12 protein-coding genes are annotated in these 12645 nt (G+C 63.0%); 9 read left to right on the top strand and 3 right to left on the bottom strand.

Translation table 11 applies throughout. The features are described 5' to 3' along the window. Positions 1-11: 11 nt before the first annotated feature. Complete coding sequence (locus JQ628_RS19515; RefSeq protein WP_212224606.1) at positions 12-1832, bottom strand: flavin-containing monooxygenase; 1821 nt, start codon at positions 1830-1832, stop codon at positions 12-14. 138 nt (positions 1833-1970) lie between these two features. After that, entirely contained in the window at positions 1971-2975 is a 1005-nt protein-coding gene (locus JQ628_RS19510) for an ABC transporter substrate-binding protein (RefSeq protein ID WP_212224605.1), read from the bottom strand. 83 nt (positions 2976-3058) lie between these two features. Between JQ628_RS19510 and JQ628_RS19505 the strand changes: the two genes are divergently transcribed. The 6 genes from JQ628_RS19505 (at position 3059) to JQ628_RS19480 (ending at position 8277) form a co-directional block, all read left to right on the top strand. Further along, positions 3059-3706 (top strand): TetR/AcrR family transcriptional regulator, encoded by a 648-nt coding sequence (locus tag JQ628_RS19505; RefSeq protein ID WP_212224604.1) that lies wholly within the window; start codon positions 3059-3061, stop codon positions 3704-3706. 85 nt (positions 3707-3791) lie between these two features. Then, positions 3792-4562 carry an ABC transporter permease gene (locus JQ628_RS19500; RefSeq protein ID WP_212224603.1) on the top strand — a complete coding sequence of 257 codons (771 nt, stop codon included), beginning with the start codon at positions 3792-3794 and terminating at the stop codon, positions 4560-4562. A 17-nt stretch (positions 4563-4579) separates the two neighbouring features. Then, positions 4580-5617, top strand: a complete 1038-nt coding sequence (locus JQ628_RS19495) for an NAD-dependent epimerase/dehydratase family protein (RefSeq protein WP_212224601.1) — start codon at positions 4580-4582, stop codon at positions 5615-5617. Beyond that, positions 5604-6434 (top strand): GNAT family N-acetyltransferase, encoded by an 831-nt coding sequence (locus JQ628_RS19490; protein WP_212224599.1) that lies wholly within the window; start codon positions 5604-5606, stop codon positions 6432-6434. Before JQ628_RS19495 ends, JQ628_RS19490 begins: the two co-directional genes overlap by 14 nt. Positions 6435-6445: 11 nt before the next feature. Further along, entirely contained in the window at positions 6446-7501 is a 1056-nt protein-coding gene (locus tag JQ628_RS19485; protein WP_212224597.1) for a dihydrodipicolinate synthase family protein, read from the top strand. Continuing rightward, positions 7489-8277 carry an ABC transporter ATP-binding protein gene (locus JQ628_RS19480; RefSeq protein ID WP_212224596.1) on the top strand — a complete coding sequence of 263 codons (789 nt, stop codon included), beginning with the start codon at positions 7489-7491 and terminating at the stop codon, positions 8275-8277. The genes JQ628_RS19485 and JQ628_RS19480 overlap by 13 nt, the downstream gene beginning before the upstream one ends. Before the next feature lie 119 nt (positions 8278-8396). Here the strand turns inward: JQ628_RS19480 and JQ628_RS19475 are convergent, their stop codons facing one another. After that, positions 8397-9365 (bottom strand): ABC transporter substrate-binding protein, encoded by a 969-nt coding sequence (locus tag JQ628_RS19475; RefSeq protein WP_212224827.1) that lies wholly within the window; start codon positions 9363-9365, stop codon positions 8397-8399. Positions 9366-9640: 275 nt separating this feature from the next. On the opposite strand from JQ628_RS19475, the gene JQ628_RS19470 reads away from it, so the two are divergent. From JQ628_RS19470 to JQ628_RS19460, 3 genes are read left to right on the top strand one after another with little or no spacing between them, the layout of a single operon-like run. Further along, positions 9641-10093, top strand: a complete 453-nt coding sequence (locus JQ628_RS19470; protein WP_212224595.1) for a (2Fe-2S)-binding protein — start codon at positions 9641-9643, stop codon at positions 10091-10093. A gap of 11 nt (positions 10094-10104) precedes the next feature. Beyond that, positions 10105-12291 carry a xanthine dehydrogenase family protein molybdopterin-binding subunit gene (locus JQ628_RS19465; protein WP_212224594.1) on the top strand — a complete coding sequence of 729 codons (2187 nt, stop codon included), beginning with the start codon at positions 10105-10107 and terminating at the stop codon, positions 12289-12291. 54 nt (positions 12292-12345) lie between these two features. Further along, on the top strand, positions 12346-12642 hold the full coding sequence (locus JQ628_RS19460) for a c-type cytochrome (protein ID WP_212224593.1): 297 nt from the start codon (positions 12346-12348) through the stop codon (positions 12640-12642). Positions 12643-12645: the final 3 nt, after the last annotated feature.

Below are 12645 nucleotides of genomic sequence, written 5' to 3'. Positions count from 1 at the left end.
GAGAAATCGGCTCAGCGAAACGCCAGCCCCTCGAACTGGCCCGAGTTGCGCCATGCCTCGATATATTTGAAGTAGGCCGTTGCCCCCGCAGGGTGGCCGACATTCAGCTTCGCCGCCGGACCGGGTTCGCGCCCTTCGTTGTTGTAGTAGCCGGGCGTGCAGTCGGGCGAGCCGATCATCCGTCCTGCGCCGCTCAGCAGCAGTTCGATCCAGCGATCCTCGGCTTCCCTGGTGACCTCGATTTCCTTGAATCCATTGGCGCGGGCATGGCCGACCATCAAGGCGATGGTTTTCGCCGCGTCTGTCAGATTGTGCGGAACGTTGGAGATCAGATTGGCGCCCTGCGCCGGCTGCACGAGGAACGCGTTGGGAAATCCGTGCACGTGGATGCCGTGCTTGGTCCGCATGCCCTGCGCCCAATAATCCGACAGTTTGACACCGCCCTTCCCGGTGAGATCGAAACCGGCGCGCCGGCGATATTCGGTGCCGACCTCGAAGCCGGAAGCATAGATGATGCAGTCGAGCTGATATTCCCTGCCCGCGACGACAACGCCGTTTTCGGTGATCCGCTCGACGCCCTTGCCGTCGGTATCGATGAGATGCGTGCCTGATATGTTGAAGGCTTGCAGATATTCGTCGTGGAAACACGGCCGCTTGCAAAGCTGGCGGTACCAGGCCTTCAGTTTTGCCGCGGTCTCGCGATCGGCGACGATGCTGTCGACCCGTGAGCGAATCTCTTCCATCTTCTCGAAGTCGGAATCCTCGAACGCCGCCAGCATGTTTGGCGGCGTTCGCTGCTCGCGCGGAAGCTGAACGATCTTTGCCCGGATACGTCGCGCAAGATCAGTCCAGCCGTCCTGCACGAGATCCACCTCGGCAGTGCCGCCGGCCTGGTTCGCGGTGAAATTCTCCAACCAGCGCAGTTGCCAGCCGGGCGCTGCAATCCCCGCAAACCAGTCCGGATCAATCGGCGCGTTGGCGCGGACATCGACGGAAGACGGCGTACGCTGGAAGACGTACAGCTCCTTGCAGACGCGGGCGAGATGCGGCACGCACTGCACAGAGGTCGCGCCGGTGCCGATGATTCCGACGCGCTTGTCGGACAGCTTTTCCATCGGCGCGCCCTTTGGATCGCCGCCGGTGTAGCCATAATCCCATCGGCTGGTGTGGAACGAATGTCCCTTGAATGACTCGATGCCGGGAATGCCGGGCAGTTTTGGGACGTGCAGCGGGCCGGTGCCCATGCCGACGAACTGCGCGGTGAAGGCATCACCGCGATTGGTACGGATCAGCCAGCGCGATTTCGTTTCGTCCCACTCGAGACTCTCGACCTGCGTGTGGAACAGCGCGTTGTCGTAGAGGCGATATTGTTTGCCGATGCGCTGGCAGTGCGCGAGGATCTCCGGTGCATGCGCGTATTTCTCCGACGGCATGTGCCCGGTTTCCTCGAGCAGCGGCATGTAGACCATCGAGGCTGTGTCGCATTGCGCGCCGGGATAGCGGTTCCAGTACCAGGTGCCGCCGAAATCGCCGCCCTTCTCGATGATGCGGACGTCATTGATCCCCGCCTCCGTCAGCCGCGCGGCCGTGGCAAGGCCCGCAAAGCCGCCGCCGATGAAAGCAAAGGTGACGTGATCTGTCTTCGGCGCGCGCGGCGTGACTGGCGTGTAGGGATCGTCGAGGTAGTGCGCGAGCTGACCCTTCACCTCGATGTATTGATCGTTTCCGTCCGGACGCAGCCGCTTGTTGCGCTCTTCGAGATATTTTTGGCGCAGCCGCTCCTTATCGATCGGTTGCTTCTGCAAGCGAGAAGTTTGCTCGCTCATCGTCATTCGGGGCGCCCTCACTGTTTTGTCCGGGCGGCACCTCTAGCACCGCTTGAGCCGAGCGTGCAGCCGTATTCGGCATTGCGACGCGGGCGGTGCAACATGTCAATGCTAATAAGGGGCGTCAACCCGCGGGCGGCTGCGCTATTTCTTCACCTTGCTTGCATCCATCTTGACGGCGGGATCGAGCATCTTGGTGGAGAAGGCCGTGGAGACGTCGAACGGCTTTTCCATGCCGAGATAGGTCTGCACCAGCTCGTAATCCTTCTTCATGCGCTCGCCGTCGATCCAGCCGAGTCCCTTCGTGGTCGTGAACTCGTCGGTCATCAGGAACTTGATGCGCTCCCACTGCCGCTCTTGGTTCTCCTTGTCGAGGCCGGAGACCTGATCGAGCAGCGCCTTCAGGCAGGGTGCGACGTCAGCCACGCAGGCGGCAAAGGCCTTCTGGCTGACGCGCACGAAATCCTCCACCAGTTTTGGATTCTTCTGCATGAACGCGCCGTTCACGATCAGCGAATTGCCGTAGGGATTGAGGCCGATGTCTTTCCAGTTGACGTAGCCGAGATCGGCGCCGAACTCGATCACCTTGAGGTCATGCTCGTTGTAGAAGTCGCTGATGATATCGACGGTGTGGCTCTTCAAGGCCGCGATCTTGGCGGTCGGGCCGACATTGACGAAATTGACCGAGTCCGGCGCGATGCCTGCCGCCTTGGCAAAGGCCGGCCACATCACGCGTGAAGCGTCGCCCGGCGGATTGCCGATCTTGTGGTTCGGGAAATCCTTGGCGCCGTTCACGCCATAGCTCTTCAGCCAGTAAAACGTCTGACCGGTGTTGGCATAGATGCTCATCAAGGCCACCACGTCGGCGCCCTTGCTTTTGGCCACCAGCATGGTCGCAAGGTCGGCGATGCCGAACGGCGAGCCGCCGGAACCGACCTTCAGCGACGAAACGCCGGAGCCCTTGCCGGTCTCGATGGTGAGGTCGATGCCGGCCTTTTCGTACCAGCCCTGCGCCTTGGCGTAATAGAACGGCGAATGATCCGCGGTCGGCGTCCAGTTGAGCGTGAGGTTGACCGCCTCTCCCGCCTGCGAGGAGACGGCGGGCAGGCTCAAGCCGATGGCCAGCATGGCGATCCGCAAACCCTTCATGGCAACTCTCCCTTGCTGCAAGGACGACGCGACGTTACCAATGCAACTCGGGACAGGACGAGTTGTCAACTATCTGGTTGGAAATGCCCAAAAGACGCGCAAACGGCTCGCCCATAAGGCGCCGCGATCCCGAGGCGACGCAGAGGAAGCTGCTGACGGCGGCCCGGCGCGAGTTCGCGGCCCGCGGCCTCGCCGGCGCGCGCGTCGACGACATCGCCGAGCGCGCCGGCGTCAACAAGCAACTCGTCTACCACTATTTCGGCGACAAGGACGCCCTTTATCTCGCCGTATTGGAATGGGTGTACGAGGAAATCCGCGCCCAGGAACGCAAGCTCAACCTCTCTGGCCTGCCGCCCGATACCGCGATCCGCAAACTGATCGAGAGCTCCTTCGATCATCTCGCGGCCCATCCGGACTTCATTCTGCTGCTCAACGACGAAAACCGCGGCGGCGCCCGCCATGTGCGCGGCTCCCGCAAGCTGGAAGCGATGCATTCGCCGCTGGTCAGCCTGGTCTCGAAAATCCTGGGCGAAGGCGTGAGGGCCGGGACGTTTCGCCGCGGCGTCAATCCCGTCCACCTCTATATTTCGATCGCCGGCCTCAGCTACTTCTTCTTCTCCAACACGCCGACGCTGTCGGCGATCTTTGGCAAGGATTTTTCGAGCCGGACCGCCAAAGCTGCCCGCCGGAAGCATGTCGTCGATCTCGTCATGCAGTCGCTGCGTCCCTAATCAACCAGATGGTTGAAAGCGGCATTGGATCGCGCTAGGTTTTTGCCGCGCTGCCACAGGGGCGGCGCCTTCCGGGAGTTCGAACTTGCCTGCCGACGGAACACGCTCAGCCCGATCGTTTGCGATCATCCTGATCGTGCATGTCGCCGTGATCGCCCTCTGGCAAGTGCTGGTCGATGCTTTCAAAGTGCCGAAATTCGTTCTGCCCTCGCCGCTGGCGGCGCTCTCGACGCTCGGCTCGGCCAAATATGCCTGGCTTTCGAACACCGCCGTCACCGCGATCGAAATCCTCGGCGGGTTTTGCCTCGGGGCCTTCGTCGGCGTCGCATTCGCTGTCATCTTCACCTGGTCGCGGATCGTCGCCCTGATGCTGCTGCCGCTGTTCGTGACGTTGAACATGATCCCGAAAGTCGCGCTCGGCCCTCTCGTCATCGTCTGGTTCAGCTACGGCATCTGGCCGAACATCCTGATCGCGTTCAGCATCTGCTTCTTCCCGATCCTGCTCACCACCGCGCGCGGGCTCAGCGAGGTCGAGCCTGACCTGCTCGATCTCGTCAAATCCCTGCGCGGCTCGCGCTGGACGTTGTTCCGCAAAATACAGTTGCCGGGATCGCTGCCTTACGTTTTCTCCGGCATGAAGGTCGGCGCCATCCTGGCCGTGGCCGGCGCAATCGTCGGCGAATTCATCGCCTCCGAGCGCGGCCTCGGCTATCTGATGATTCAGGTGCAGTCCTCGCTCGACACGCCGGCGATGGTGATGGCGGTGGTGCTGCTGACCCTGCTTGGGGTGGCGCTCTACGGCCTCGTGCTCGGCCTCGAACGGCTGTTCGTGGTCCGCGATATCAGGCTGCAATAAGAAAAGGGAACGCAAACATGCTGCTCACCCGCGAGACCCTCCCGGAGACGATCCCGGATATCGCCGCGCTCGACGAACTCCTGTGCCGGCCGAGCCAGGCGCTGATCGACGATCTCGCCAAGCTCGAAGGCGACATCATGATCCTCGGCGTTGCCGGCAAGATGGGGCCGACGCTTGCGGGACTTGCGAAGGCCGCGGCTCCTGGCCGGCGCGTGATCGGCGTGGCACGCTTCAGCGAAGCCGGCGTCAAGGACTGGCTGCAAGCCCGCGGCGTCGAGACGATCAGTTGCGACCTGCTCAATGAAGCCGCGATCGGCGCGCTGCCGAAAATCCCCAACATCGTGTTCATGGCCGGCCGCAAGTTCGGCGCCGAAGGCGATCTGGCGCTGACCTGGGCGATGAATTCGCACGTGCCGGCATTGATCGCGCAGGTCTTTCCGCGCTCGCGGATCGTCGCGTTCTCGACCGGCTGCGTCTATCCATTCGTTCCAGTCGATAGCGGCGGCTCGCGCGAGGAGATGCAGCCCGATCCGCCCGGCGAATATGCGCAGTCCTGTGTCGGGCGGGAACGGATGTTCGAGTATTTCTCGAAAAAATTCTCCACGCCCGGCCGGCTGTTCCGGCTGAACTACGCCATCGACATGCGCTACGGCGTGCTGCACGACATCGCCAGCAACGTGTTTTCGGGCAAGCCGATCGACGTCAGCATCAGCCATGTCAACTTCATCTGGCAGGGCGATGCGGCCTCGCAGGCGCTGCGGTGCCTTGCGCATTGCGAAACGCCGACGTCGCCGATCAATGTCAGCGGCCACGAAATCCTCGCCGTACGCGATCTCGCCGCAAAATTCGGCAAGCTCTTTGGCCGCGAGCCCATCCTGGTCGGCAAGGAGCAGCCGACCGCCTGGCTGACCAACACCTCGCTGGCGGTAAAACTGTTCGGCTTGCCGATCGTGGACACCGAGCAATTGATCAAGTGGACGGCTGACTGGTTGCAGCGGGATATGCCGAGCCTCGGCAAGCCGACCAAATACGAGGTCCGCGATGGCCGCTACTGAGGATGTCGCCATCGTTCGCCTTGGCGTCGAGGACGCTGCCGCAGGGCTCGTCCTGTCGACCGAAGCGCGCTGGAACCAGAACGAGGATGACTGGCGCTTTTTTCTGTCCAAAGGCATCGTCATCGGCGTCCGCGACGATACCCGCCGGCTGATCGCGACCGCGGCGCTGCTGCCCTACTCGGCCGGCAATGCCTGGATCAGCATGGTGCTGGTGACCGAGAGCTGGCGGCGGCGGGGCATCGCGACGAGATTGGTCGATTCCTGCCTGAGCACGGCGAAGCAGATGGGCCTGACGAGCTGGCTCGATGCGACGCCGGCGGGCGCGACCGTTTACGGTCCTCTGGGTTTTGCGCCGACGCTGGAGTTGCGCCGGCTGCGGCTGGAAAATTCCGGATCGTCGGCTGAGGCGGCGTCGTCGCTTGAGACCTGCGACCCTGTCGCATTCGCGGCACACGACGCGCGCGCGATGGGATTTTCACGCGACGCCTTGCTTTCGGAATTTGCCGGTCGGCCCGGCTCGCGCATGGTGAAGAAGGGAAACGCCATGGCGCTGGTGCGCAATGGCCGCACCGCGCGACACATCGCGCCGCTCTTTGCCGATAGCCCCGACGAAGCGCTGGCATTGGTGCAGGCCATCGTTCGCTCCGAGCGCGGTCCGCTGCTGCTCGATGCCGTGCACAGCCAGAGCCAATTCCTTGAAGGCCTCACCGGCTGCGGCTGGAACATCGAGCGGCCATTCCAGCGCATGCGTTTTGGCAATGCCGTCACCCAGGCCACCGAGCCGCCGTTCGCCGTCGCCGGCCCCGAATACGGTTAGGAAGCGCGTTCATGCACCACAGCGAGATCAAATCCGAGGTACGAAAGCTGATCGCCGAGGGCACGGTGATCCCCGCCCATCCGCTCGCGCTCGATGCCAGCCGCGCGCTCGACGTTAGACATCAGCGCGCGCTGACGCGCTACTACATCGATGCGGACGCAGGCGGGCTGGCGGTCGGCGTGCACACCACACAATTTGCGATCCGCGACGTCGGCATGTACCGCCCGGTGCTGGAGCTTGCCGCCGAAACTGCCGCTGACTGGACCAAGCGGCCGCTGGCGATGGTCGCCGGGCTTGCCGGCCCGACACAGCAGGCGATTGCGGAAGCCAGGATCGCGCGCGGCATCGGGTATCACGCCGGCCTGCTCAGCCTTGCCGCCATGAAGTCGGCGTCCGAAGACGAGATCATCGCGCATTGCCGCACCGTGGCGAGCGAATTCCCGTTGGTCGGCTTCTATCTCCAGCCGGCGGTCGGCGGCGTTATCCTGAGCGCCAATTTCTGGCGGCGCTTTGCCGAGATCGACAACGTCGTCGCCATCAAGATCGCGCCGTTCAACCGCTATCGCACGCTCGACGTGCTGCGCGGCGTGGCGGCGGCCGGCGCGCTCGACCGCATCACGCTCTATACCGGCAATGACGACCATATCTTGCTCGACCTGACGCTGCCGTTCGACCTCAGGGACAAAGGCATAACGACGCGCACGCACATCAAAGGCGGCCTGCTCGGCCATTGGTCGGTGTGGACGGCAGCGGCGATCAAGCAGTTCGAAATCTGCAAGGCGGCGCGCAACAAAGACACCGTATCGGCCGAACTGCTGGCGCTCGACGCGCGCGTCACCGATTGCAACAGCGCCTTCTTCGATGTCGCCAATAATTTTCACGGCTGCATTGCCGGCTGTCATGAAATCCTGCGGCGTCAGGGCCTGATGCAGGGCATCTGGTGCCTCGATCCGGCCGAAGGCTTGAGCCTCGGCCAGATGCAGGAGATCGATCGGGTCTGCCGCGAGCATGCCGATCTCAGCGATGACACGTTCGTCGCCGCAAACCTTCAGAAATGGCTGGCATGACGGCGAACGAGCCCTTCATCAGCCTGCGCAATGTCCGCAAGGTGTACCGCTCGGCCGGCCAGGAATTTCTGGCCGTCTCCGACGTCACCATGGACGTGCAGGAAGGCGAACTGATTTCGCTCGTCGGCCCCTCCGGCTGCGGCAAGACGACGGTGCTGAAAATCCTCGCCGGCCTGCATGGCGCCGACGGCGGCACGGTGAAGATCGGCAATGCGAAAACGCCGTTCGATCCGGCGCGCGACATCGGCATGGTGTTTCAGCAGGCATTGCTGCTGAAATGGCGCACCATCCTCGACAACGTGTTGCTGCCGGCCGAGATCGTCGGGCTGCCGATGGGCCCGGCCCGCGCACGTGCCCGCGAATTGCTCAAGCTCGTCGGCCTTGCCGGTTATGAGGACAAATATCCCCAGCAACTGTCCGGCGGCATGCAGCAGCGCACGGCGATTGCGCGCGCCTTCATCCACGATCCCAAACTGATCCTGATGGATGAGCCGTTCGGCGCCCTCGACGCGCTGACGCGCGAGCAGATGAACCTGGAAATGCTGCGGATCTGGCGCGAGAGCGGCAAGACCATCATCTTCGTGACGCACAGCATTCAGGAGGCGGTGTTCCTCGCCTCGCATTGCGCGGTGCTGACCGCCGGTCCTGCCAAAATGGCCGAGTATTTTCCGATCGAGTTGCCGTTCCCGCGCGACCTGCCGATCAAGACCACCGACGAGTTCGGCGCCTATGCGCGGCGGATTTACGGAAGCCTGGGACTGACCGCTACCGGATAGCTCTCTCCGCCGTCATTGCGAGCGAAGCGAAGCAATCCAGCTTCCTTCGCCGCGACGAGAAAAACTGGATTGCTTCGTCGCTGCGCTCCTCGCAATGACGGAGAAAAGTCTTTGATACCTCACTTCTGAACCTTGCTGGCGTCCATCTTCACCGAGGGATCAAGCATCTTTGCCGTGAATGAACTCTCGACCGAGAACGGCTTTTCGATACCCAGATAAGTCTGCACCAGCTCATAGTCGCTCTTCATCCGTCCCTGGTCGATCCAGCCCAGCCCCTTGGTGGTCGTGAATTCATCGGCCATCAGATATTTGATGCGGCCCCATTGCAGCAATTGCTCCTCGCGGTCGAGGCCCGTGGCATTGTCCAGCAGCGCTTTCAGGCACGGCTCGAAATCGGCGACGCAGGCCGCGTACGCCTTTTGCGTGATGCGAACGAAGTCTTCGACGAGTTTTGGATTCTTTTCGAGAAACGCGCCATTGACGATCAGCGAGTTGCCATAGGGATTGAGGCCGATGTCCTTCCAGTTCAGCGCGCCGAGGTCGCCGCCGAATTCCTTCAGCTTGACGTCATGAGAGTTGTAGAAGTCGCTGATGATCTCGACCGTCCGCGCCTTCAGCGCGGCCGATTTCGCCGTCGGCCCGACATTGACGAATGACACCGAGTCAGGCCCAAGGCCCGTCGCCTTGGCGAAAGCCGGCCACATCACCCGCGATGCATCGCCGGGCGGATTGCCGATCTTGCGGCCGGCAAAATCCTTTGGACCGCTGACGCCATAGCTTTTCAGCCAGTAAAAAGTCTGTCCCGTGTTGGCATAGATGCTCATGACGGCCACGGCGTCGGCGCCCTTGCCGCGCGCGACCAGCATGGTCGCAAGGTCCGAAATGCCGAACGGCGCGCCGCCCGAGCCGACCTTGAGCGAGGACATGCCGGAACCCTTGCCGACCTCGATCGCCAGATCGATGCCCGCCTTCTCGTACCAGCCCTGGGTTTTCGCATAATAGACATAATAGAAAGGAGAGTGATCGGCGCCCGGCGTCCAGTTCAGGACGAGACTGACGCTCTGGCCGGCGCTTGCAGGCGATACCATCGCGACGGCCAGTGCTGCGGCTGCCAAAAGACTTTTCAAGGCTCTCGTTCCTCTTTGCTGGCGGCCACTGTCTACGCCGGCGCAGCCACGCACAACCGTTCTCAGGTTGCCGCCGAACGGTCGGTTTCGCGCCACGCTTGCCGGGGGCTGTAACCCCGGACGACCGCCGATCATCCCTCATGCAATACGCATTTTCTTGATTTGAACGATTCCAGATTCCGGTCCAAGTTCCGCGCCGGGCCCTCTCGATGGACTGGGCCAGCAAGGGGATCGCGATGGCAAACCTCAATATCAATGGCAAAACAATCAATGTCGACGTCGAGGACGATACGCCGCTGCTTTGGGCTATCAGGGAGAACGTCGGACTAACGGGAACGAAATACGGTTGCGGCATCGCACAATGCGGCGCCTGCACGGTTCATGTCGACGGCGTGGCGATGCGCTCCTGCGGCGTCGTGGTCGGCGAAGTCGCCGGCAAGCAGATCACCACCATCGAAGGCCTCGCCGCTGCCGATGGCAAACTGCACAAGGTGCAGCAGGCCTGGGTCGCCAATGACGTACCGCAATGCGGCTACTGCCAGACCGGCATGATCATGGCGGTTGCGGCCTTGCTGAAGGACAATCCGAAGCCGACCGATCAGGATATCGATGCGGCCATCACCAATATTTGCCGGTGCGGCACCTTCCAGCAGGTGCGCGAGGCGATCCACGCCGCCGCGAACGCTTGAGGGAGGCAGCCATGAATCAGCACGTCAAACTCGACCGCCGCGCCTTCGTTATCGGCACCGCCGCCGCAGGCGCCGGCCTTGCCATTGGGCTCGATCTTCCCTTTGGCGGCCCGACCGTGGTGCGCGCCGCCGACGGTTCGCCCGAAGTCAACGCATGGATCGTGATCCGGCCTGACGACACCACCGTGATCCGGATCGCGCGCTCGGAAATGGGCCAGGGCACCCTCACCGGCCTTGCCCAACTTGTCGCCGAGGAACTGGAATGCGACTGGTCGAAGGTCACGACCGAATATCCCACCCCGGGACAGAATGTCGCACGCAAGCGCGTCTGGGGCGATTTTTCGACCGGCGGCAGCCGCGGCATCCGCACCTCACAGGACTATGTCCGCAAGGCCGGCGCCACCGCGCGCATGATGCTGGTGCAGGCGGCCGCGAACGAATGGAAGGTGCCGGCTTCCGAATGCACCGCTTCCGATAGCGTCATCACCCATAAGGCGTCGGGCAAGACCACCACCTACGGCAAGGTGGTCGAAGCCGCCGCCAAACTGACTCCGCCGGCCGATGCCGAGATCAAGCTGAAGGATCCGAAGGACTGGAAGATCGCCGGCAAGGGCGTCAAGCGGCTCGATACCGTCGACAAGACCACCGGCAAGATGACCTACGGCATCGACGTCAAGATGCCGGGCATGCTCAACGCCGCGCTGAAGGAATGCCCGGTATTCGGCGGCAAGCTGAAAAGCTACGACGAAGCCAAGGTCACGGGCATGAAGGGCGTGAAGAAGGTGGTGCGTGTCAACGACAGCACCGTCGCCGTCGTCGCCGACACCTGGTGGCACGCCAAGACCGCACTCGACGCGCTTCCGATCGTCTGGGACGAAGGCGAGAATGCCAAGGTCTCGAGCGAGTCGATCGCGAAATGGCTGGCCGAAGGCCTCGACAATTCGCAGCCGGCTTTCATCGGCAACCAGAATGGCGACGCCAAGGCGGCCATCGCCAGCGCCGCCAAGAAGGTCGAGGCGGTCTACAACTACCCCTACCAGAACCACGCCGCGATGGAGCCGCTGAACGCGACGGCGCTCTACACGCCGGACAAGTGCGAGGTCTGGACCGGAACGCAAAACGGCGAAGCCGCTTTCGCGGCGACGCTGGAAGCCTCCGGCCTGCCCGCCGAAAAATGCGAAGTACACAAGCTGATCCTCGGCGGCGGTTTTGGCCGGCGCGGCATGACCGACTATGTCCGGCAGGCGGTTTCGATCGCCAAGCAGATGCCGGGCACGCCCGTCAAGCTGCTGTGGTCGCGCGAAGACGACATGCAGCACGGCACCTATCATCCGGTCACCCAGTGCAAGCTGACCGGCGCGTTCGATGCCGACAATAATCTGACGGCGCTGCATTTCCGCCTGTCCGGACAATCCATCCTGCATACGGTCAGGCCGGCGGCGCTGGAGAATGGTAAGGACCCGGCCGCGTTCCAGGGGCTCAACCCCAGCGGCGATTTTGCGTTCGGCTACACCGTGCCGAACCTTTTGGTCGAGCATTCCATGCGCAACCCGCACGTCCCGCCCGGCTTCTGGCGCGGCGTCAACATCAATCCGAACGCGATCTACATGGAATGCTTCATGGACGAGCTTGCGCATTCGGTCGGCCAGGACCCGCTGGAGTTCCGCCGCAAGCTGATGTCGAAACATCCAAAGCACCTTGCCGTGCTCAATGCCGTCGCCGACAAGATCGGCTGGGGCAAACCGGCGCCGCAAGGCGTCCATCGCGGTCTCGCGCAGATCATGGGCTACGGCAGCTATGTCGCCGGCGCCGCCGAAATCTCGGTGACCGACGGCAGCAAGATCAAGGTGCACCGGATCGTTGCCTCCACCGATCCCGGCTATGTCGTCAATCCGGCGCAGGTCGAGCGGCAGATCGCGGGCTCCTTCGTCTACGGCCTGTCCGGCCTGTTCTACGGCGGGTGCACGGTGAAGGATGGCCGGATCGAGCAGGCCAATTTCGACACCTACAACTCGATGCGCATTGCCGAGATGCCGAAGGTGGAGTCGGTCATCGTCCCCAGCGGCGGCTTCTGGGGCGGCGTTGGCGAGCCGACCATCGGCGTCGCGGCGCCGGCGGTGCTCAACGCCTATTTTGCGGCGACCGGCAAACGCATCCGCTCGGTGCCGCTGCGCGACCAGAACATCACCTTTGCCTGACATGACGAGCGGCGGCCGAAAGGCCGCCGCTCCATCATTCTCGGATATTCAGTCATGACAGCCTTGCGCTTCGCACTTGGCGTTGCAGCCATCCTTGCATCGACCGTGCCGGGCTTTGCTGCCTCGCCCGCTCCGCCCGGCGCGGCGTCGTGCTCAGGCTGTCACTCCATCGGGGCAAGTGCGACTTCGCCGATCTCGCGGCTCTACGGCCGCGATGCCGGCGAGATCATGACGGCGATGATGGGGTTTCGCGACGGCTCGATTCCCTCGACGGTCATGAACCGCATCGCGAAAGGTTTTTCCGACGACGAGCTGCGCGCGATTGCGGCGTGGCTCGCGGCGCAGAAGTAGGGT

Source organism: Bradyrhizobium lablabi, assembly GCF_018129385.1.
Taxonomy (GTDB): domain Bacteria; phylum Pseudomonadota; class Alphaproteobacteria; order Rhizobiales; family Xanthobacteraceae; genus Bradyrhizobium; species Bradyrhizobium lablabi_C.
Note: the sequence above shows the minus strand (reverse complement) of the source record. Positions and strands in the feature narration are given on the sequence as shown.